Below are 21,498 nucleotides of genomic sequence, written 5' to 3'. Positions count from 1 at the left end.
GGCCTTGGCGAACCGGTGGAAAAATGAGGGCGAATCTTAATACATATTCACATTTGCGCGCGCGCAGATTCGGCTAAAACGCAAAAAGAAATTAGACAATCTGCGTAAATGCTGATGGATGACATCAAAATGACATCTTATCGACGCGGACTGGACCAATCGTTGCCTTGCAGGGCATCCTCGCCACAATCAGTCCTTGACCAATAGTTCCAGCAGGTAGGCATATTTCTCTTGCAGGAGCTCCATCTTGTCGCGCTCTCGATACTCCTCGATCGTTTCGGGTCGCAGGCAGTGGAACAATGCGGTCAGCAGGAATACGTAGTGCAGGTTACGCAGGGCATCTTCGCGATCGAATCGTTCCGTCAGCGCGGCGGAGTAGGCCTCTACGAAGTCCTTCTGTGCAGCCAGGAAGACGTTCATCTCCTTGCGCCTGAAGAGGCTGCCAAGGTAAGCACCACCATCGAATCCCACCCGGCCTACCTTGACCTCGCTCCAGTCGATCAGGTGCAACTGCCCTTTGACCACGAACAGGTTCTTGCGCAGGTAATCCATGTGGCTGATACAACGAGGGCTGCGTCTCGCCTGGGCGGCCAGTCGCTGAATGACCGGTGTAAAGGCTTTGAAGCGCTGGGCCAACCCTGCAAAACGTGGGTCCTGCCTGCCAAGCTGCTCAAGCCCTGGCAGGCAGCGAGCAAAGTTGAAGCGTGGTCGAAGCAGAAACCAAGGGCGGAAAAAATCCATGCTCCAGTGCATCACTGCCTGTCGTGCCGGTCGCCCCTCCAGCTCAAGGTAGTCGTGGCTCAACACTTCGAGCTCGGCGATACCTTGTGCCAGTTGCTTGGCAATGGCGTGCATTCGGGGAGGTTTGCCTCGAACGAACGCGGTAAAGATAAAACTCTCCCAAGGGGTCTCGATGACGCCTAGGCAGGCCGGGTGACGAAAATGCATGCTGCCCGCAAGCATTCCTTCGGCGCGATGGAACCTGGCCTCTTGGCTACCGAGGAAGGCCACCTTGCGTATCGACTTCTCTACCACTTCCAGCGACTTCCCGGTGCTTGGGTCTGTCACGCTGTGGTGCCGTACGTAGTTGACGAACGAGGCGTTGGAGGCGAGGTCCTGGGTACGGATATCCAGCTGCTTTCCCCGCCAATGAGGCATCAGGTCAACCAGGTGCTGTTCCAGGGGGGCTCGCTGCCAGCGGTAAAAAGTCCTGTTCAAGGCGGGCTGGCAGGGGGGAGGGATGACATCCATGTAGGGGGGACGGTGTCCGATCTCTATCTAGAAGGGGCGTATGCTGCTGCATACATGGCTTGGGCACAACGAAAAATTACGATAAGACGTTGATGGATAAGGGCGAAAAGGCATCATTTGGCTTCTCCCTGGGTCGGTTTGGAGCAAGAAAAGCACGCCCTGCATAGCGGTGAAGCCGCACTCCGCAGCGTCGTTCGAACGCGCCCTTTGGATTCGATTACCTTCGTTTGGCCCCTTTCAGGTGCAGGGGCCCCAATCGTCGCCGTTACCTGCGCAAGTGGCAAGTTGGTGAGTAGAAGGGACAGGTGCGTAACTGTTGGGGTATCCGCTTTGGGCTCCCACCAGTCAGATTATCAACAAACTAAAGGCTGTCGCGCTTTGCTTCGCGATGTAAAAACTTTAACATTTGCGGCTTCGCATTTTTCAGATGTCGTCAGGGACGAAAATGAATCACCTCAGCATTGCCAAAGAAGCACTCATTGCGCAAGCCCAAGCAGTCACGCAATTGTCTGACCGCCTTGATGGCGAATTTCAGAGCGCAGTCGAGCTTATCCTCGGTTGCCAAGGTCGCACAGTGGTGTGTGGCATGGGCAAGTCCGGCCTGATCGGCCAGAAGATGGTCGCAACCTTTGCATCCACCGGCACCCCCAGCTTCTTCCTGCACCCGGCCGAAGCCTTCCATGGCGATCTGGGTATGCTCAAGCCAATCGACGTACTGATCCTCATCAGCTACAGCGGCGAGACTGAAGAGCTGATCAAGCTGATCCCGAGCCTCAAGTCGTTCGGTAACAAGATCATCGCCATGACCGGCAACGGCAAGTCCACGCTGGCCAAGCATGCGGATATCTGGCTGGATATCTCGGTCGAGCGCGAAGTCTGTCCGAACAACCTGGCACCAACCACCTCCACCTTGGCAACCATGGCCATGGGCGATGCGTTGGCTGTAGCGCTGATCGAAGCCATTCAGTTCAAGCCAATGGACTTCGCGCGCTATCACCCCGGTGGCAGCCTCGGTCGCAAGCTGCTCACCCGTGTACGTGATGTGATGCACTCGCCGGCACCTGTGGTTACCCCGACTACAAGCTTCCATGACTGCCTTTTGGTAATGACGCGCAGCCGGCTTGGCCTGACTGTGGTGATGGATGAGGAAAAACTCGTCGGTATCGTGACTGACGGTGACCTTCGTCGCGCCTTGCTAGAGAACGAAGGCGTCGTTCGCGAGACGGTCGCACAGTTCATGACTCCAAAACCTCACACTATCCTGGAAGATTCGCAGCTGTCGGAAGCTGAGTCTTATATGTTGGATAACAAGATTCGGGCGTTGGCGGTGACTGATGCGGTGGGAGGGGTTGTGGGTGTTGTTGAGATTTTTGACTAGCTTCGTAAATTCGTCGTCAAATACATAAGCTGCCTTTATTCGAATATTGAATGGCGCCAAACGAAAAGTGCTGTTGAGTGCTAACGATTCGATGGCTGCTAAGTATGGTTTCAGCGGAATATTTGAAGTGCGGGTGCGAGGTGTGCTGAAGGTTAAAGCTACCACGCTCTGAAAGTGACCCTTAAAGCCCGCGTTATTGCGGGCTTTTTGGTTCGATTTCAATTGGTTTCGCTTTCCATTTTGACAGCTTCAGCTAAATCATTAAAAGTTAGCTTTTTTGGTGTGAACTCTTGGAGTTCACCGGTCGCTATCCGCTGTGTCAATTGTGCGCAAAAGACGTGTGGGTTGGTAACATCCATTCCCATCAGGTCTTGTACAGAGTACTTCCACCATTTGAGTGAATTCATTGCATCTATGATGTAGTCATTAAATCTATTTTTGATGTGTTTTGCGGGATTGCCCCCCACGATGCTGTACGGGGCAACATCTTTTACTACCAATGAGTTGGCGGCGATCACAGCCCCGTCGCCAATTGTAATACCTTGCGCTAGAGTGACATTTTGTCCAATCCAGACATCATTACCTATCTTGATAGACTTCTTTGTTCTATTAAAAACTTGGAATGGAGGTTCTAGCCCTGTGTCCATTGTCAAAGCCTTCATAAGTCCTGACTGAGGGCTGTAAAATGATGGGCAGGTAGATGCCCACTCATGAGGGTGGCGGTCACCAAGAACTGTAAGTCCGTGAGCTATTGATGAGTAGCGTCCTACTGATATAAGTTCTGGAAGTACAGATCTGGTATAGGAAAACGAGCCCATTGAAATTAGGCGGGTGCCGTTTTTTCCCCAATACGTACAGTAGGGTTCAGTTGAAAAATTTTTGGGTACTTCGATGGCGAGATCGTTTGAATAAAAGGGTGGGAGAATGTCAAGTGATTGACCGCCAAAAAACACTCGATGATTTAGAAGTAATTGTTTGACGGTGCCGAATTTTATTTTCATTTGTTTTCTGATGTCTATGTGGGTTTTCTTTTTGGGGGGGGCGACTTTTAGGGGAAAAGGATGAGAGAAACTAAAGGCTATGATGTTCTTCTCGTACTAATCCGTCAATGGTTTAACCGGGTGGTGCCAACTGTGTAATGTTGACGAGCCTTATTATACATTTTTTTGGGGGTCTCGTAGGATGAGCAAGTCAATGGCGTTCGTGATTTTGGCCGATAGGGTTGAACGTCGCCATTTGGCTCGCGTTTGATGGCGTCCTTGGCAAAGGATCCTAGGTATGTAATGTCCATGTCTTAAAAGTCTTGAGATGAAATCTCCATCAGGACGACTCTAGTAATGAGTTTCGTATGTCCTTGGGAAACCTAAGCTTGATAGTCTTGCAGGGTTTTCGCCCATGACTTCATAAGGCTGAACATCCTTTGCAATAACAGATCCGCCTGCTGCGACAGTACCGTTTCCAATGGTGATGTTGCGGCCAGAACCATATTCTCACCTATCCAAATATTATTCACAATAACTACTCGCTCAGGATCGCTTAGTCGCTTAATTGCGGGCTAACATCTTTCGTTATATATCGCTACGTTGTAGCTGTGAGTGAGTAGTGATGTTGTCACTCACCAGTATGGGTGTCGCCCATCGACGAAGCTAGCGAAGTACAATTGAGCAGTATCTTCCGATACGCGATTTGGCAAGGAAAGCAGATATAAGGTAGATATATTGCTTTCAGAGACAGGGATGGCGGCATTTTATTCTATTTGCAAGTCGTCTTGAAAGACAATTAAGTTATTGCCCTTGTGTCGGTCAAGCTAGTCATTAAGTTGGAATGAAACTCTACGCTTCCTGAAAATTTCTTTAATATAACAATGTACAATTGTGTGTTTCATGACTTCTCGGGGTTCAGGGTCCTAAGATTGGAATCCTACTGGGTTTTCTTTGGGTGGTGAATATCCTTAAGTGTTAGTGTTGGGGCGCTATTGTGCCAGATTTGGTAGACCTGAGAGAGTCGCTGGCGCAGAGATGCCTAGGATGCAGGTGAGCTTTTGAGTCGGACTAATTGCCTGTTCTTGTGAAGGGTTCTGTTTCTACTCGGTGTATGCCTGGCTGTCGAGTACTACAGTGCGCTAGCGATACGTAGGGGGAAATGTGCAGGTGGTTTTTCTGAGGGTGTGAGGGCTTTTCAGTATTTCGGTTTATATCGAGATAACATGTCACTTGGGAGTTGAGGGAGAAATTAGACGCTAAGTGAGCTTTGTGTTCGTTGAATGTAATCTGTTGTTCGTTAATTTGCATTTGCTCGTGGGTGTGCGATATTTTGGAGTGCTCGCCGTTTTTGGTAGGATATTCTAAGTAAAAGTTCGTTTTGTCAGGTGGTGCTTTTCTGGTTTAGGAAGTTGAAAAGTTTTGTTTTCTAAGTATTTTTAGCTATCATTCGTCACGTGAGGTGGCTGAGTTTTCGGGAGGTTGTGATGCTATTAAAGTATTCTGGGGGGGTGATGAGTAAAATAAGTTTAGCGATACTTCTGTTGTTTCATTGGCTGTTAGGTGGCTGTGCTGGTGCTGATACTTCAAGTATGCGTGCCGTCGAAAGTTCCTCCAACAGCGGGCTTATGAGGTTTGGAGAGGGGATGGTCTCCAGCAAAATGGCCTTTTCTTTGGATGGTATCCTTGGTGCAGGTGGACGGGTGAATGGCATACAATCATTTGCATTTGATGAACGAAGTCGGCAGATATATTCTCTCAATCTTGAGGTGACAAAACGTGGTGTTCGATCGACGGTAAATAGATATCCGTTAGATGGTGGGGAGTATAAGGATTCCTTGGGCTTTTCCCAGCCATTGGGCGATGTTGTAGGGCATCAAGGACTTGGATTAGAGTATTTGAAATCTGGTGGGTTGAGGCTTTGGGGGACCTACTATAAAGATCTACGAAAAGTTGTTCGCTATAGCTACTCGGATGGGGCGCCGGTCCGCAATGTGCAGCTTTATAAGCTATTTGGTAAGGATTACAGGTCGTATGTGAGTGCTACGCCAGCAATAAGTTTGGATCAAAAGTTTCTAATTGCTGCTGGTAGGAAAAAAGGAGTTGATTATCAAACGATACGAGTTTGGAGGATTTCAGATCTAGTTAGGAGTGGGGGAGGAGATTTCAGTCGTGCATGGGTGTATGAGTGGAAGCTTGAAGGGGTTGGTGGGCCAGACTACCCGTTGCAGGGCATAGCTAGCGACGGCTCTCGAATATGGATTATCGCGGGGAGTAGCAAAATCGATATGCAAAAGCGCCTGTTCGAGTACTCCATGCGGGGAGAAAAGCTTGATCAGGACCTGGACGTAAGTTTGGGGCGCCAACAGGCGCTGCGAGACGGGAAGGGGAGTATATATGAGCCTGAAGGATTAGCGTTATTGCGATTAAATGGAAGGGTCTACCTTTGCGTGGGAATTGTGAGTGGGGATCGAGGTGACCGCTTTGCGCGAATATATAAAATACCAGTGGAGAAGTAGTTTAAATCTATGAACGGTTATTGTTTAAGGGAAGCCCAAAGCCCCAATCCGACGAATTCAAGACGGCTTGGGGCTTCATAGGTGACTTATTGAGACATTAAGGTCATGACCTTCGAATAGCCTTTAGCACTGATCAAGGCATCGGCTTTATTTTGAGTTGTCAGGATTTGATCCGCAACCTCTCGGAAGGCTCCATGACCACCAGCTGTCTTTAAAACCGTCGTAGCAGCTGTTTTTATGTACGCAGGAGCATCGGCAACGGCGAATGACATCCCGCAGGCCGAAAACGCTGGAAGATCAATGCAATCATCTCCAATACAGGCTGTTTGCTCAGGCTGTACGTTTGCCTCGGCCATCAGTTCCTTGCATGCTGCAAGCTTATCTTTGACTCCAAATTGGCAAAGCGTAATCCCCAGGTCAGCAACACGCTTACGCAAAGTTGCTGAGTCGCGCCCGGACAATACGGCAACTCGTACTCCGTTCTCCTCAAGCAACCGCATGCCCATACCATCTCGAACATGAAATCGCTTGAGGCATTCACCGCTTGCATCGTAGTAGATGCCGCCATCGGTGAGAACACCGTCAACATCGGTGATTACCAAGCGTATATCGGTCAGAGTCGTCTTGGGAGTAATGTCCTGGCCGTTGATTAGTGCGCGAACCTGTTCCAGGCATTCTGGTGTATCAACACCAGGGCCGGTTGGCTCAACGACATAGGCGCGTATGCAATATCCAGCGGTCATCAGGCGCAGTTGCTCGAGCTTTTCTGCATGTTCCAGCATCGGCTGCGGCAGGCTGGTGTACTCGGCCAACACTTCACGGCGATACGCATATACGCCAACGTGCTTCAGGTAGCTCGCTGTCTCGCTGTCTCGCGGGTAAGGAATCGGAGAACGGCTGAAGTACAGCGCGTTGCCGTTCGCTGCCAATACCACCTTCACAGTATTGGGATTCCCCGCCTCATGAGCATCGATTGGATGGCAAAGCGTGCCAACATTGACGCTGGAGTCAGCGAGCATGCCTGCGGCCAGTGCTTCGATATCACTCGGACGGACCAGAGGCTCATCACCTTGTAGATTGATGTAGATGTCCGCATCGACCTGAGTCATGACTTCGGCGAGGCGATCAGTACCTGAAGGGTGATCAGGCGAGGTCATCACATACTCACCGCTAAAGGCGCGGACCGCCTCGGCAACTCGTTCGTCATCGGTCGCAATAATCACGGAGTGCGCATTCGAAACCTGAAGCGCACGCTCGTAAACGTGCTGCACCATCGGTTTGCCTGCGATGTCCGCCAATGGCTTGCCTGGCAGGCGCGTCGAACCATAACGCGCAGGAATGATGATCGCAACGCGTTGTTCGCTGCTTGACATGCTCACAGTCGATGTTCCCTTAAGCTTGCTTACGAGATAACCAGTGGTGGGAAGGACTTGACCAGATCATCCAGGGCTTTGATTTGCGTAAGGAATGGCTCCAGCTTGTCCAGCGGCAGAGCGCTTGGGCCATCGCACTTGGCCTGGTCCGGGTTTGGGTGCGCTTCCAGGAACAGGCCCGCCAAGCCAACGCCCATGCCAGCGCGAGCCAGGTCTACGACCTGATCGCGGCGGCCGCCAGAGGCAGCACCGGAAGGGTCGCGGTTTTGCAGAGCGTGGGTAACATCAAAAATGATTGGCAGATCTTCGCAGGTGCGTTTCATCACACCAAAGCCCAGCATGTCGACAACCAGGTTGTCGTAGCCCATGCAAGTGCCCCGGTCGCAAAGGATCAGCTGATCGTTGCCGGCTTCCTTGAACTTATGCACGATATTTTGCATCTGGGAAGGGCTGAGGAACTGCGGTTTCTTGATGTTAACTGGTTTGCCAGTCTTGGCCAGAGCCACTACCAGGTCAGTCTGACGTGCCAGGAAGGCAGGCAACTGCAGAACGTCTACCACTTCAGCGACAGGGGCCGCTTGGTAGATTTCGTGAACGTCAGTAATGACTGGAACGCCAAATTCAGCCTTCACTTTCTCAAAGATGCGCAGGCCTTCTTCCATACCTGGACCACGGTAAGAGTGGATAGAAGAGCGGTTGGCCTTGTCGAAGCTAGCTTTGAATACGTAAGGAATGCCTAGCTTTTCGGTGACCCGGACGTACTCCTCGCAAGCGGTCAGCGCCAGCTGCTCGGACTCCAGAACATTGATGCCGCCGAATAGGACAAACGGCGAGGAGTTGGAAACTTCAATGCTTTCGGTAATCTTGATCATGATTCGGTTCACTCTTAAATTATGGGATCAGCGCAGCCAGGTTTCGAGCTTGCGATGAATGGCGGATGCATCATTGGCCGCCATGGAGTAAGAATTGACATAATAGTGCAGGAGCTCTTGGGTTCGACCTTTGTCAAACGTTAGCTCTTCGTGCAGGCACGCTTTCAGTTCATCGATCGTGCGCGCGTGTGCTGCAACTGCATAGGCATAATCGGCTTCACCGGTGATCACCACTGGTCGCCCGTGCAGTAGCGCTTCAAGACCAACCCCGGAGTTGACCGTAAATACGGACTTGGCACCGGAAATAAGGTCGTGCACTGAGGCGTCGGAAAGTTCAATGATACCCCGTTCAGAGAGATCCTTGAGGGTTCTTTGGACGCTCATGCTGTTGCAGTAAGGGTGGCGTTTGACCCGTACCTTGGTATCAGTGCCAGCAAAGTGTTCTGCCACTGTTCTGACCAAGTCGACACCGGAGATCTCAGCCAGTGCTGCTACCGTATCGGTGGGGATTTGCAGGGCCACAAACACGTAGTCATCATCAAACTGTACACGGTCCTGCGTCTGCGAATACTTTGAAACGTTATTGGTCACGTACGTTTCGTGCAGGTGCTGTTCATTCTCTTCCAGTGCATCAACCGAGATAGTCTTATTCGCTACGCGAATCTGCTCATGCTCAGCGGCAAGGGATGAGTAGCCGGCAAAGCCTTGGTAATCGATGCTGCATCGGCCTGCCAGAGGCACTTCCTGAATATGCAGATGATTGACATTGTAAGGCGCATTGGTATGGTAGCTCACTACACGCGAACCCGGAATGCTAGGGTCGCAGTTACGCCAGTTCCATTGATGTCTTGGCACGAGCACTAAGTCTTTACGGCCTAGCAGGTATTTGAAGACATTCATCAAAAATTCACGAACCGTAGCGTAGCTTGGCTTTTCCTCGCCTGGTGCGGCAAAAAAGACCGTCGGGATGAAAATTTCGACAACTTTCGAAACATCAACTGAGCGGCTATTGATGTTAATAATCGAGCCTTGATACAAGCCATGGAGGCTTGCTGATGACTCATTGCTCGAAGCAATCTCTACCAGCGCCTGCGCGGGGCCAAGGTTGCGAATTACAGTGTCGAGCCAGAGTTGGTTTTCCTCTGATACAGGTTGGGCGCCGCCTTTATTGCGGTTGATAATCTGTTGCGCCTCGTGTAGCCACCGGCATTTAATGGCGACCTTGAGCTGATCATCAGGATTTATACCCTTCCGGCCCTTTTCTGCTGCCAGCAACTGACGGGCATTACCACGTGCAGCCTGAATCTGCTCACGCATTTCAGGAAAGAATGGCGTAGCACGGTTGATCATCGGCATAAACTTCATGACAACTTCGCGTGGAAACTCAAGAATGCTGCCAAGTGTATTGCGGGCAGCATCGAATAGGAAGTTATCGATTTCGAACGACAGCCGTTTTACTGTTCCGTAAGTTGGGTACAAGGCTTGGCTCGCGCACAGGTATGAGTAGGCCCGGGCGACTTTCGCATCATCTTTCAGCATGTCGCTGATGCGCATCAAAAGCTTGCGCTCAGAGGGGTGGGCGACTTGTGCCTTTATCAATACCTCATATGCTGACTCTTGATCTCGCGATAATTGATAGGCGCGTGCGAGCATGAGTCTATAGTGCAGTCTTGAGGCTATCTCTTCCGGGAATGAATTAATGGCTGCAATGAGCTTTTCATGCTCTTTGAGTTGGCTGTGAACCCTTGTCAAGACCCCGTAGTTGGTAGCATTGCCAGGGTTGTCCATAATCGCCTGGCGAGCTTGTTGAGCAATCAGCTCAAGAGCGGAAGTGTCGGAGCCTGCTTTGATTAATGAAACTTCAAGCGCGCTTGGAGCCGCAGGAGAAGCCGCTTTGGGCTTGGCTTTCGGCTTTGTTTTGGCCTTGGCTTTTGGCGAGACCGTTTTTTTGGGGGCTACTTCGCCAAATCGTAGTTTGGATAACGCATCATTAACTGGTGCGCAAGATGGCGCAAGGTTAAGTGTTTGTATGGCGGCGTCGATAGCACCTTGTTCGGCCTGGATTTTAGCTTTCTCGATATAGCCGAACGAATTGCTTGGATAATGCTGAACGGCATATTCGGAGATCTTCAGGGCGGCGTCATGATCCCCGTTGGCGTAGGCGGAATCCAACGCTTTTCGCAACTGGCTCAGAGAGGTCTCGGAGCGCAGCAATTTATCCGTGTACGCTAAACTGGCGCGATGAGCCCCAAATTTTGAAAGCAAAAATATCGATTTGACGAGTAAATGTTGCTTGAGAGATGACATTATTTAGCTTCGCTCAGCTTTTTCTTGGCTATCGCCAGTTGACGCTTGGTTGTGTAATGTTCCTTGACCTCTTTACGTACATAAGCCTGCGGTTGGCTTAGTGTGTACTTGCCTTTCCAGAGATCGACCAGCGCATTGTGTGCCAGGCTTAGAGAGTTATCAGTATCGACAAAAAGCAGGTTGCGAAGTTGGTCATACTTCTCGATGTGCTTGCCTGGTTCGGATGCCAACTCTGCAATTCCGGGGGCCAGGGCTTCGGGCGAGTCAATGGTCAGGCCCAGCTCGTCCCGTCGAGCGTACTCAAGGCTATACTCGTCGATTTTTCGGCCACCCATTTGCTCTGCTAGGTCATTTTGGAGCAGGGCAATGGGTTTCTGGCAATACATGGCGTCAAAAATGGCACCGCTGTAATCGGAAATTACGATGTCTGCAAGTGCTATCAACTCAAGCAGGTCGTCATTGGCACCAAAGTGAAAAATGGAGTCGAGGTCCATTTTACTTTTACGGTCGCCTTCCAGCAGCTCAGTGTTATGGTGCATTTTCAGCAGTACGTTGTAGTCAACTGAGAGCTCGTAAATAGCGGTCAGATAACGGTCAACGCTGGACAGTTCACCCCAGGTCGGAAGATAAAGCACAGTTTTGCGGGCTGGATTAATCTTGTCCGCATGCTTGGCCTTTGCTGCGATATGAAACTCGGGGCGGTGCCAGTCATCGTATCGAGGATTACCGACCGATGCTGTAGGGCTGAAATGTGCGATGCGCTCCGAGGCGTAAGGTCCGTACGTCATGCAAAGATCGGCCAGCGCACGCCAAGGACCGTAGTTATGCGGCTCTTTAGCGTATCCGTACTGAATCATTGCAATCTTAGATTTTTCAATGGTTTCAATACGGGAGAAAGGTGTCTGACATACAATGATGTCAAACACGCCATCAAGCGTTGGCATCTGAGCCCTGTCCCAGACCATTATCGGCGTATCTGGGTCATTGAGGATTTCATCGCTGAATTCAGAAATAAAATCTTGACGTTTCTCAATAACGAAGCAGGCACCTGGAAAGGTGCTTGCAAGTTTCTTGATGTGGAGGAACTGGAAGGGGTTCCAGCCAACAAACCCAATCCTCGGAAGTTCAGCCATACTTCTTGATCTCGGCAATCAGCTGTGTAGTGGAGATGCCTTCGGTGCGAGGAAGGTAAATAACTTCACAGAGGGACTTGAATTCGTCGAAGCGACCTTCCCAGTCATTCCCCATAATCAGGGCGTCGGCACCGAACTCTTTGATGTACTCACCTTTGAGTTCAAGAGACTCTTCTATAAATACTTCGTCCACGCAGGACAGAGCGGCAATAATGTCGCGACGTTCTGCCTCTGGATAAACAGGGTAGCGTTGCTTTTTCGAGAAGTTCAGTGCATCTGAGGAGATACCGACAACCAGTCGATCACCATGGGCTCGTGCGCGCTGAAGGATTTTAACATGGCCAATGTGGAGCACGTCGAAGGTGCCAAAGGTGATGACGGTTCTCATAAATATCCCTTTAGTGAATATGGTAGAGCCAAAATTTATTTACACATGACAATTTTATCGCCACGGGTATGTTTGTGATCTAAAGACCGACAGGCAGTACCGTTAATTGATAGTTACCAATTGGAAGGTAAGCTTGTTTTTTGCAATCTTGCCTTTGAATAGTGAGCCGTCGCTAGTGATATCGAGGCGATACCAGCCGCGCTTAGGATCGTAAGTCGACTTGGCAAGTGGGTAAACGCCCGCGCTCAGCACTTTGGCATTTGGCTCGGCGCCTGGCTCGTGCGAAATCACTTCAATTGCATTGACGCCGTCTAGGGCATCCATGTCTGCATAGGCGTATGGGGTCGAGAACCAGATGATGCCCGAGTTCGTGCCGCTGACCGAGTTCTTGAGTTTGCCTGCCAAGGAATTGCGATTTTTAAGTTTCAAATGCAATTTCAAAGAGTTGATGCGCTCAAGTGAATCCAGCGGATTTTGGAAGTCCAAGCCAGACATGTCTTTAGGCTCAAGCTCCCACCATCCACTGTTCAGGAATTGGCCGATGGTCTCATCATCAAAGCGATAGCGAACGACTTTCGCTGGGTTGCCACTAACTTCGGCATAGGCTGGAACGTCTTCAGCAACGAATGAATTACTAGCAATAATTGCACCGGTGCCCACTGTAACGCCCTTGCAGATTGATGCGTTGGCGCCGATCCACACGTCATTACCAATAACCGTAGGTGCGGGGGGCTCTGGAGAAGCATTTATCTTCGGATAGTTCTTCACATCCTTGAAGTGCTCGGAGCTGTACTGGAAAGAGTGTGTACTGAAAAAGCTCTGCGGCGCCGCGATGGCCACCGAAATTTTGGTGTTGGCGCCAATGGTGCAATAGTTCCCGACAACGCTATTTGCGCCGATGATGCTATCGCTGGAGATTACAGAATACTTGCCAATCTTGGCTTTTGTCTCTATAACAGCGTTATCGTAAATTTTAACCGGTTGACCCAACTGCGAATCTTCCGCTACGTTTGCTGAGTCTGCTACTAATTTTGCGTCCAAGTTTCCTTACCCTCTCCAGAGTATTGCGCTTCCATTATTGCGCTCTAAAAGCAGCTTTCGATTAGTGCGCGCAGCTAATAAGCGCAGGAATTCTACGTGTGTGTCAGTATTATGTCAATCCGTCAAGTGGCCGCGAATTATTTTTTTTGTGGGGGATTTTTGATTTTCTCGAGGACGGCACTGAACGAGAGGTCAGAAAGTGACATCATATTGATATCACGCGATAAATTAATGGCGCCAATAAGTAGGCTGTTTGGCCTGCCTGGTTGTCCGAAGCAGGCCAAAACAATCCCGGTTAGATTGCAAACTCCACGGACTCGGCCGCTATGATGCCTTTGTACGCTGTGCCATGTTTCATTGCTCGGAAGCGATAAAGGCCCTTTGGTTCGTCGAGCATCATCTCGTCGACCTCATGTATGCCTTCGCGCAGGTCGGTTGGCTCGCCGAGGAACTTTTTCGAATCCAGCACCTGTCTGATAACTACAGACTTGGCTGTCTTATATTTATCAATTGTTGCCGGGTCTTCTGTTTTTGGGAGGTAGATCCAGCCGAATTTGCTTGCAGCAGTATTGATCAATGTAGCAGTGGCGGCAGTGGCGGCTAGGGTGGGAGTGTGAGGATTATTTTCGATCTCCTCGAAAAGCTCTACCCAGCGCTGCGTGATGGTTTCTGCATGGAAGCGTTCCATGTTGATAATGCCGGCCTTGCCCATGTTGATCGACAGCTCATGATTGCTCAGCAGTAGGCAGGTTTTTTCAATGAACTCTTTTTCAGTTTTTACGATGAAGCCGTCTACGCCATTTGTAATAATTTCTTTAGGGCCATAGTTGGTGTCTATCGATACCAGTGGTGTCCCGTAGGCAAGCGATTCGGCAAAGCTTACTCCAAAGCCTTCTGTGGCGGACATAGCCAAGCTGACGCTTGCGCGTCGGAAGATGCCTGACACGTCAGTGGCGAAGCCCATTAGCTTGATTGAGGTGTTAGCATTCAGCTTATCAATTTCAGCTTGAAGCTCATCTTTCTGTTCGCCAGATCCCCAGATTTCAAGTCGTGCATCAGGCAGGATCTCTACAACTTTCGTAAAGGCCTTGATCATGTTCTTGATTCGCTTGATCGAATGTAGCCGTGCGACAATTACGGCAAGATTCTTCTCGCGAATAACTTCGCTCTGGCTTTCGGCTACATTAATAGGATTGCCAATGGCTCGGTATCTATCGCAAGGGAATTGCTCGGTCAGATCGGAAAGTTGGGCGTGGGTTAATAGTACCAGTCGATCGGCATTGGGGATGCTTTTGATGACGCCATGATATTTGGCGGCAACTTCGGACCCTGGGGTGTAGGGCTTCATCAGGTGGTTGCTGTGCATCATGAGCACTTTATGTGCTCCTTTGGCATCAACCATGCATATCGTTTCGGCCGCGTGAATCGCATCTGCGATCAAGTGGGTTGTTTCGTAGCTCTTGCTGATTTCATTCAGCCAGTAGGCTTGAAATGTCCTCAAAGAATTGAATTTCAGTGTGGGGGCTTTAGATTGAAAAAGCGCCGCCATTGCAAATTCGCCATTGCCTTTATAGTATTCTTCAAGAAACAGCGTCTCATCGTCCGTGAAATAGCGTACCACTTTAACGTCTAATTGATTTATGTGCTCGGCACGTCGACGGACCTTGACCTTCACATGTTCAAGTGTGCTGCTGGTCGGGTTCTTTCGCAGCTTCCGTGCAAGTTCATTTTTTTCTGCGAACCATTTGTAAATATTTACAATACTGATTTCGCTGGAGATGCGCCCTTGCGCGACAAGGTTCTCGAAAGTTGTTTCAAGGTTGTCGTCATAAGAGAGGAGGGCCATCTTGGAATGAGTTTCTGGGCTTGCCAGAGCTTCAGTTCGGGTCAAGGAGACCCGTGTTACACCGCCTGCTTGTTCTCCCAGGCCGTACAGTACCGAAATGATTTGCTTCAATGTCTCGCCCCCTATTGAATTCTCGGCCGCATCCGTTCACGCCTTAAGAAGGGGTATTGTTACATGAAAGCTAGAAATGGCCTAGCGTGAATTTAGTCTTGAAAGCCGCGCTGATTGCAAGGTCGTGTGATGTTAAGGAGCTCAGGCTTCGTCTTGCTGAGGGAGGTGCAGTGCCCATCCGACCACGGATGCTAGAAGTAGGAAAGTTGCAAAACAGGCGGCGATTAGCAGGGTGTTATATACAATGACTCCCATGTCTTCCTCCTGGTTAAATGATAAGGGCTCGTTATCACTTTCTTTGCAGGGGTTGCTTGGGGTTACTTGTACAGTACTTTCGTGACTGAAATGTTTCTGCGTGCGTAGCTTTTCTCGGGTGGTTCGGGGCTGAGAATTCAAGCGGAGTGAAAGAAAGGGGGGTAGCGCTTTGGGTGCTGATCCTTCCTTACGATGGGTGGCAGGGGTCTCCCTGCCGTACGGCAGGGAGAGTCGCACATATTATTGAACCCCAGCGGCGCGGCCCAGAACCATGGTCTGGACAATCGGGGTGATAATTTTTTGCCACTCGTACACGGCAGCATTAGTTACATAGATGGTGTCATCGGGTTTGATGGCAATTTGCTTGGCATAGAAGATTGCGGCAGGATCACGCATGTTCAGGCGAAGTACGGTCGGCTTTGCAGTCGAGCCTTCGTTCATGCGGAACACGAATACACCTTCAGGGTTGGCATTCTGCTCGCGCAGGCCGCCGACGCTACCCAGTGCATCCAGCAAGGTGGTGTTCTGGCTTGGCAGGTCTTTCAGGCCTGGCTCGCTGACGGCGCCCATGGCAACAAAGCGCTGACGGGCGCGGTCAACCACAACCTCCGAGTTAGGGCGCAGCACCATGTTGTTGCCGGCCAGCACGTTCTCATAGTTAAGCTGTTGTACCTGGGTGCCATTGCGTACGGTGACGTTAACCAGGTGCGGTTCCATGACGGGGCCGCCTGCCTGGTTGATGGCGTCAAGCAGGGTGAGTGGCCCTTGCAGAGTGCTGAAACGGCCTGGCGTTTTTACTGCGCCAGCCACCAGTACCGAGCCCGACAGGTCGCCTACCAGTTCAACGTGGGTTTGCACGTCGGTGGTGATGCCCTTGAGTTGTCGGCGGATAAGGTTTTCAACCTGGTTCAGGGTCATGCCTGCAACAAATTGGCGGCCCACGTAAGGCAGCGAGAGCATGCCTTGAGCATCGATGCGCGTCTTCAGCTGAGTGCCGCCGGTAGCAAGCGGGGCAAACAGTGCAGAGCCCTCGGGTGCGGTATCGGCGATCAGCACATTGAGCACGTCGCCCTGCATCAGGCGAACTTCTGGCGACACAGGTTTAATCACCGTGGCCAATGCGGGCTGTTGAGCCTCGTGCATGTAAGGGGCGATGGTTTTGGCGTTGATGTCGACCAGGTTGTAAGCGTCGGTTTTTGCCTCGATCGCACCCTTGTACGGCCCAGCGCCGGACAGTGTGCCGCTGCAGCCGGCGAGGCCCAGGGTTGCCAGGGCGAGTGCTGCCAGCTTCAGGTTGAAGGTGCGAGAGACAGCAAGGGATTTAATCACGATGATCCTCGATCGAAGCCAGAATGAATCGGGTGATGCCATAAAGCATCAGCAGGCCCAGCAAAATGGTTGCCAGGTTGTACCAACGCTCCGGATACAGTGCTAATTGGGGGGTGTTGGGGCTAACTACGGTCACCAGGGTGCGAATTTTCTTGCTGGCTTCGACGCGTGCATTGTCCAGTGCGGCCACAGAGGCTTTATACGTTTCTTCAGCAATGCCGGCATCCAGTGTCAGTTGCTGGAAGCGCGATGCAACCACGTTCAGCTGCGAGCCGTTAGGGGACGATACCAGCAGACGTTTTTCTTTGGCCAACTGCTGGGTGATCGCTTCGACTTTCTGCTTTTGCTGACGGATTTGCGGGGCATCACCGCGCAGCTTGAACGACATCTCGGTGAGGGCTGCTTGCTCTTTGGTGTACTGGCTCTCAAGGTCGGCGATGATTGTGGCGCGGCTTTGTGCGCTGTTGCCACCGTCCAGTACCTTGTTCTCATTCTGGAAGTTCAGAAGCTGGGTTTTGCGTGTGGCGTAGTTGATGCGCGCGGTTTCCAGTTCCCCTTGGGCGAACTTCATTTGCTCGCGGGCAATTCTGTGGCTGACTTCGTTGACGAAGTGCTCGCTTGCCTGAAGGATGACGCGCAGCATTTTCTCGGACAGTTCCGGTGTGAACGCCTGGACTTCGACGCGCAGCAGGCCGGTCGTTTCGTCGTAGTGGGCCGAAACCATGCGCTGGTAGTACTTCAGCAGGTCTTCGCGAGCTGCGTCCTTGTTGAGCCAGAAGAATACGTCGCGACGTTGGGCTGCGTACTGCTCCACCCAGTGCAGGCGGTCCTCAAGCAGAAGCATCATGTCCGTCGACGTGATGTATTCGCGCAGGTACAGGGTTTCTTCTCGCGATGCCGGGTTGGCGCTGGTCAGTAAGGTTGCAAGGCCGGGCATCTGAGCGCCCTGATTACCGCCATCCTGGCGTACCACCACTTGGGCGGAGCTGACGAAGCGGTCTATGGCAAATACGCCGTAATAGACGCTTGCCAGGATCATTGGCAAGACCACCATGGCGATCGCCAGGCGCCAGCCCTTCTTGTTACCTGTGCTGCTCATAGTTGGATGCATCCTTGAAGTCGAACGGTGCTGCGTAATTGGAGTAGGTTGATCAGCTGTTGTAGGCCTTGATGCCTTCGGCAACGTCGTCATACACCTGGATGCCGCCGTTACGAACCAGCAGCACCACATCGCATAGCTTCTCGATCTCGGGCATGGAGTGAGAGACCAGTACGACGTTGGATTTCTGCAGCTTGTCTTTGAACACTTCGGCGCACTTGCGCTTGAACTGTGCATCGCCCACCGACATCACTTCGTCGATCAGGTAGTAGTCGAAGTCGAAGGCCATGCTCAAACCAAACGCTACGCGAGAGCGCATGCCGGAGGAGTAGGTCTTGATTGGCTCGTCGATCCAGTCACCGATCTCTGCGAATTCCTGCACGTAGCGGATCTTCTCGCGCATGGCTTCGCCCGTAGCGCCATAGACTCGGCAGACGAACTTGATGTTGTCGCGCCCGGTCATGCTGCCCTGAAAGCCGCCTGTCAAACCGACCGGCCATGAAATGCTGCGGTCGGTAATGATTGTGCCGGAGTCGGGAACGTCTGCGCCGCCAAGCAGGCGCATGAGCGTGGACTTGCCGGCGCCATTGCGGCCGATCAAGCCAATGTTCTTGCCTGGCGGGATTGCCAGCGACAGGTTGCGAAAGACGTATCGGCGGCCATTCGGCGTGAGGTACGACTTGGTGACGTTTCTGAGCTCGAACACGTTTGGCCTGTACTTAACCGTTCTTGGTGGAAATCAGGTGCATCCTGCGAGCGCGGTAGGCGCCCAGCGACAGGAACAGCAATACCAGGGTAAAGCTGATGACGTAGGTCTCGGATACACCGTCGACCGGGGTGTAATGGGGCAGTACTTCTGCACGGATCAGTTCGAGAATGTGCAGGAACGGGTTGAGCAGCAGCACTGGCATCATTGCCTGCGGCAGGTAAGAGGCTGGAAGCAGCACGCCCGAGATGAAATAGAGTGGGAAGAAGGCCATGCGAATGACGATTTTCACGCTGGGAAGGGCGTGGGTTATCAGCGCAAGGAGCATGCCCAGGCTAAAGGCAAATAGCAGGCCGAGTAGCAGGGTCGCGACCCACTCAAGAGGGCTGTGAATGGACATGTCGAAGCCATACCACGCAAAGCCGAAGACCAGGATGGCATAAACCGTGGCTGCGATGCAGGTTTCGACAATGACGCGGGCCAAGTAGGTGTCCAGTGGCTTGATTTGCTTGTAGCCAAACAAGGAGCGGTTTTCCCTTAGGCTATCCATGAGCCGGAGGGCGGTATTTCGATAGAGCAGGAAGGGGGCCATGCCGACCAGGATGAACACCGGGTACTCGACGCCGGAGAGGGTGCGGCCACGTAGCATTGCAAACAGAAGGGAGAACACCAGCAGGTGAACGATGGGCTCAAGCAGCATCCAGAGCGCGCCCAGGCGACTTTTTCCAACCCGCGCACGGGCCTCGCGCAGGACTAGGGCGAAGATGACCGATTTCTGAATCTGCAGCGGGGAACGAGGCTTCAAAGTGGCAACCGCAAAGCAAAGCAGCGCGCCTGTGGCACGCCGGAATTCATCTTCAGGAAAGGAGCGCTGTTGCGACTGCGAGCGGAGTCTTCCGAATACTTCCCTGTTCTAAGGGGCGGAAGATTAAGCGTCAGAGGGCATAAGCGTCAAGCGAGGTGGGCCGAATCTCTGTGAAGGCTTGCTGCCGTTCGTCGATCACATGCTGGACAATGTACCTCGACTCCTGCATCCGATTCTGGCTTGAGCGTGCCCAGCAACCTTGGCAGATGATTTCGTTCGAGCTCAACGCTGTAGTCGTTGGTAGTTAGTGAATCAGACAAGGACAGTCTCAAAGGTTTTCAGGTTACGCCTTTGTCATATCCGTCTTGGTCATTGGTATGTCAGCCGTAATAGGGATGTTTTTCGTGTTCGTGATGCGTTGGAGCGGTATATGCACATCTCACAATCGGCCGAAGCCGCACGCGCGGTAGGAGCTATTTGATGCAGAGCCAAAAAAACAACAAGCAAATGCGGCAGGTGATCATGAACTGGAAGAGCGCTGATTGGGGCTGGACGGGTGATGCGGGCCCGCATGCTTGCGGCTTTTAATCAAGATTTTTGCTTCTAAGCAGGGAGAGGAGATGCCTCCGTGGTTAGAACGATCCTACTCACCCCTGCTCTGCCCTTGCGTTGAGTGCGAAGCCCTGGCCCAGAGGTCAGGTTATCCGCTTCAGAGGGGAGGGATCAAACGCAGGGTAACCTGCGACACTGGCCGCGAACTCCATGTCTTAGCAGCAAAATCCGCAAAATTATGGCACTCTGCCAGGCCTCGCTAGCCTTCTGGCTTGACTTATACCCGTACCGTGGCATCTGCCCGGCACGCCTGCCTGACCGTGAAACGATGAACATCCCTAACTTCAAGAAGTTGTTTATGCCTGATATTTCAGCAGACGCAGCCAGCCTTATCCATGCCATAGCCTCTGCCACTGCGGTAATCGCTGCGCTGATCGCCGCCAGTGCGATGATCATTGCCCATATGACCTCGGATGTAAAAAACCAGCATGCCGACGTGCCCGTTTCGCGGGGGGCGCAAGGGGTTACTGTCGTCCACGAGTCGGATGTGCAGGCCAGGCTGGAGATCGAGCAACTCATTGAGCAGAACGACGCGCTCAGGGCCGAACTGGAGCGCGAGAGGGCCGAGCGGTTGAAGCTGGAAGCCAGCCTCAAGCCCAGAACGCTGACGCCGCAGGCGCATGACGCATTCAAGGCATTGGCGGGCGAGCTGAAGGCTAAGACGCTGGCACCGGTGGTGCTGCTGAATATTCACAAAGACGACAAGGAGGCTGTGCGCTTTGCCAAGGAAATTGCCGTTGCGCTGACCAAGGCGGGTGTGCAGGTTCAGATCAAGCAGTTGCCCCTGCAGAAGCACAATACCGGTACCCAGGTGGTCGTTTATGGCGGGGTCGGCAGTGACGAGCTTGAGCAGGCGTTCAAGGCCGCTGATTTTGCTTCGGATATCAAACGCTCGGGGCAGAGCCCGCGGGTGAAGGTGGATGATGGGGATGCGATTGCCATTTCGGCGTTTATCAGTGTTTATCCGCGCACGTTGATTTGAGGGGCGGGGCTGGAAGGGGGCTCTGATTCTTTGCGGGATTGTTGGGGATGGCACCGGCTGTGCCGGTGTTCGCGGGCACGCCCGCTCCCACAGTGTGGGCTTGTTCAGCTCAGTGGCCTGCCCTCGGCAGGTCTTGCCTGATATTGCCCATTCCATCTGACTGCAAGCGAGGCATAGCCTCGCCTGGTCTCGCGTCATACCCTTCAGGGATGCCTGTTCTTCGCAATCTCGATGTCGTTCATCAGGGCTTTTGCGGTGGCCAGCAGGTAATCCGCTGCGCCCAGCATCTTGTGGTCGTCTTCCATATCGCCTTCGCGTACCAAGTGCTTGCAATAGCCCAGCAGGACCGAGACGTGTTCATAGGCGTCATCGATGGGGACGCCGGGTTGGACGCGGAGCAGGTTCAGGGTGGGGTTGCCGGCTTCGAGGAAGGTTTCGATGCCTGCGGTGAGGAGGGGGGATTGGTTGTGGTTTTTCATGGTGAGAACCCAGTGCGTTGACAGAACCCACC

The 21,498-nt window shown here is 52.1% G+C and carries 17 protein-coding genes; 3 read left to right on the top strand and 14 right to left on the bottom strand.

Annotated features, from left to right (window positions below):
- Positions 1-189: 189 nt before the first annotated feature.
- Positions 190-1,158, bottom strand: coding sequence for a phosphotransferase (locus ACF8RA_RS07250; RefSeq protein WP_339535579.1), 969 nt, complete (start codon positions 1,156-1,158; stop codon positions 190-192).
- 538 nt (positions 1,159-1,696) lie between these two features.
- On the opposite strand from ACF8RA_RS07250, the gene ACF8RA_RS07245 reads away from it, so the two are divergent.
- Entirely contained in the window at positions 1,697-2,629 is a 933-nt protein-coding gene (locus ACF8RA_RS07245; RefSeq protein WP_339444516.1) for a KpsF/GutQ family sugar-phosphate isomerase, read from the top strand.
- Between the two features lie 218 nt (positions 2,630-2,847).
- Here ACF8RA_RS07245 and ACF8RA_RS07240 read toward each other — a convergent pair whose 3' ends face one another.
- Positions 2,848-3,630, bottom strand: a complete 783-nt coding sequence (locus tag ACF8RA_RS07240; RefSeq protein WP_339444517.1) for a CatB-related O-acetyltransferase — start codon at positions 3,628-3,630, stop codon at positions 2,848-2,850.
- A 1,493-nt stretch (positions 3,631-5,123) separates the two neighbouring features.
- Here ACF8RA_RS07240 and ACF8RA_RS07235 point away from each other — a divergent pair.
- The gene (locus ACF8RA_RS07235) at positions 5,124-6,128 is read left to right on the top strand and encodes a hypothetical protein (protein ID WP_339535581.1); all 1,005 of its coding nucleotides are present in this window, start codon (positions 5,124-5,126) and stop codon (positions 6,126-6,128) included.
- A gap of 86 nt (positions 6,129-6,214) precedes the next feature.
- On the opposite strand, the gene kdsB is transcribed toward ACF8RA_RS07235, so the two are convergent.
- The 11 genes from kdsB to ACF8RA_RS07180 form a co-directional block, all read right to left on the bottom strand.
- The gene (gene kdsB / locus ACF8RA_RS07230; RefSeq protein WP_392518984.1) at positions 6,215-7,501 is read right to left on the bottom strand and encodes a 3-deoxy-manno-octulosonate cytidylyltransferase; all 1,287 of its coding nucleotides are present in this window, start codon (positions 7,499-7,501) and stop codon (positions 6,215-6,217) included.
- Between the two features lie 29 nt (positions 7,502-7,530).
- Positions 7,531-8,373 carry a 3-deoxy-8-phosphooctulonate synthase gene (gene kdsA, locus ACF8RA_RS07225; protein WP_392518983.1) on the bottom strand — a complete coding sequence of 281 codons (843 nt, stop codon included), beginning with the start codon at positions 8,371-8,373 and terminating at the stop codon, positions 7,531-7,533.
- A gap of 27 nt (positions 8,374-8,400) precedes the next feature.
- On the bottom strand, positions 8,401-10,680 hold the full coding sequence (locus tag ACF8RA_RS07220; RefSeq protein WP_392518982.1) for a tetratricopeptide repeat protein: 2,280 nt from the start codon (positions 10,678-10,680) through the stop codon (positions 8,401-8,403).
- Entirely contained in the window at positions 10,680-11,813 is a 1,134-nt protein-coding gene (locus tag ACF8RA_RS07215) for a CDP-glycerol glycerophosphotransferase family protein (RefSeq protein WP_108191493.1), read from the bottom strand. Before ACF8RA_RS07215 ends, ACF8RA_RS07220 begins: the two co-directional genes overlap by 1 nt.
- Complete coding sequence (locus tag ACF8RA_RS07210; protein WP_108191494.1) at positions 11,806-12,201, bottom strand: pantoate--beta-alanine ligase; 396 nt, start codon at positions 12,199-12,201, stop codon at positions 11,806-11,808. Before ACF8RA_RS07210 ends, ACF8RA_RS07215 begins: the two co-directional genes overlap by 8 nt.
- Before the next feature lie 102 nt (positions 12,202-12,303).
- A complete protein-coding gene (locus tag ACF8RA_RS07205) occupies positions 12,304-13,242 on the bottom strand; it encodes a CatB-related O-acetyltransferase (RefSeq protein ID WP_392518981.1) in 939 nt (312 codons plus the stop codon).
- A gap of 295 nt (positions 13,243-13,537) precedes the next feature.
- Entirely contained in the window at positions 13,538-15,199 is a 1,662-nt protein-coding gene (locus ACF8RA_RS07200) for a glycosyltransferase (RefSeq protein ID WP_339444521.1), read from the bottom strand.
- Between the two features lie 495 nt (positions 15,200-15,694).
- Entirely contained in the window at positions 15,695-16,783 is a 1,089-nt protein-coding gene (locus ACF8RA_RS07195; protein WP_392518980.1) for a polysaccharide biosynthesis/export family protein, read from the bottom strand.
- Complete coding sequence (locus ACF8RA_RS07190) at positions 16,776-17,882, bottom strand: ABC transporter permease (RefSeq protein ID WP_252458421.1); 1,107 nt, start codon at positions 17,880-17,882, stop codon at positions 16,776-16,778. The genes ACF8RA_RS07195 and ACF8RA_RS07190 overlap by 8 nt, the downstream gene beginning before the upstream one ends.
- Positions 17,883-17,934: 52 nt before the next feature.
- Positions 17,935-18,588, bottom strand: coding sequence for an ABC transporter ATP-binding protein (locus ACF8RA_RS07185; RefSeq protein ID WP_047605250.1), 654 nt, complete (start codon positions 18,586-18,588; stop codon positions 17,935-17,937).
- Positions 18,589-18,601: 13 nt separating this feature from the next.
- On the bottom strand, positions 18,602-19,393 hold the full coding sequence (locus ACF8RA_RS07180; protein ID WP_179052354.1) for an ABC transporter permease: 792 nt from the start codon (positions 19,391-19,393) through the stop codon (positions 18,602-18,604).
- Positions 19,394-20,183: 790 nt separating this feature from the next.
- On the opposite strand from ACF8RA_RS07180, the gene ACF8RA_RS07175 reads away from it, so the two are divergent.
- Entirely contained in the window at positions 20,184-20,987 is an 804-nt protein-coding gene (locus ACF8RA_RS07175; RefSeq protein WP_339444528.1) for a hypothetical protein, read from the top strand.
- Positions 20,988-21,190: 203 nt separating this feature from the next.
- Here ACF8RA_RS07175 and ACF8RA_RS07170 read toward each other — a convergent pair whose 3' ends face one another.
- Positions 21,191-21,466: a DUF3077 domain-containing protein gene (locus ACF8RA_RS07170; RefSeq protein ID WP_176685649.1), complete on the bottom strand. Its 276-nt coding sequence runs from the start codon at positions 21,464-21,466 to the stop codon at positions 21,191-21,193.
- Positions 21,467-21,498: the final 32 nt, after the last annotated feature.

This window comes from Pseudomonas sp. FYR_5, from assembly GCF_043106315.1.
GTDB lineage: Bacteria > Pseudomonadota > Gammaproteobacteria > Pseudomonadales > Pseudomonadaceae > Aquipseudomonas > Aquipseudomonas putida_Y.
This window is presented reverse-complemented; position numbering and strand designations above follow the sequence as displayed.

Bases quoted from the DNA above. Each gene is read 5' to 3' on its own strand.
- ACF8RA_RS07175 (WP_339444528.1), top strand. From the start codon at position 20,184: ATGGCACTCTGCCAGGCCTCGCTAGCCTTCTGGCTTGACTTATACCCG.
- kdsB (WP_392518984.1), bottom strand. From the start codon at position 7,501: ATGTCAAGCAGCGAACAACGCGTTGCGATCATCATTCCTGCGCGTTAT.
- ACF8RA_RS07170 (WP_176685649.1), bottom strand. From the start codon at position 21,466: ATGAAAAACCACAACCAATCCCCCCTCCTCACCGCAGGCATCGAAACC.
- ACF8RA_RS07215 (WP_108191493.1), bottom strand. From the start codon at position 11,813: ATGGCTGAACTTCCGAGGATTGGGTTTGTTGGCTGGAACCCCTTCCAG.
- ACF8RA_RS07235 (WP_339535581.1), top strand. From the start codon at position 5,124: ATGAGTAAAATAAGTTTAGCGATACTTCTGTTGTTTCATTGGCTGTTA.
- kdsA (WP_392518983.1), bottom strand. From the start codon at position 8,373: ATGATCAAGATTACCGAAAGCATTGAAGTTTCCAACTCCTCGCCGTTT.
- ACF8RA_RS07220 (WP_392518982.1), bottom strand. From the start codon at position 10,680: ATGTCATCTCTCAAGCAACATTTACTCGTCAAATCGATATTTTTGCTT.
- ACF8RA_RS07210 (WP_108191494.1), bottom strand. From the start codon at position 12,201: ATGAGAACCGTCATCACCTTTGGCACCTTCGACGTGCTCCACATTGGC.
- ACF8RA_RS07245 (WP_339444516.1), top strand. From the start codon at position 1,697: ATGAATCACCTCAGCATTGCCAAAGAAGCACTCATTGCGCAAGCCCAA.
- ACF8RA_RS07250 (WP_339535579.1), bottom strand. From the start codon at position 1,158: ATGCCTCATTGGCGGGGAAAGCAGCTGGATATCCGTACCCAGGACCTC.
- ACF8RA_RS07190 (WP_252458421.1), bottom strand. From the start codon at position 17,882: ATGAGCAGCACAGGTAACAAGAAGGGCTGGCGCCTGGCGATCGCCATG.
- ACF8RA_RS07240 (WP_339444517.1), bottom strand. From the start codon at position 3,630: ATGAAAATAAAATTCGGCACCGTCAAACAATTACTTCTAAATCATCGA.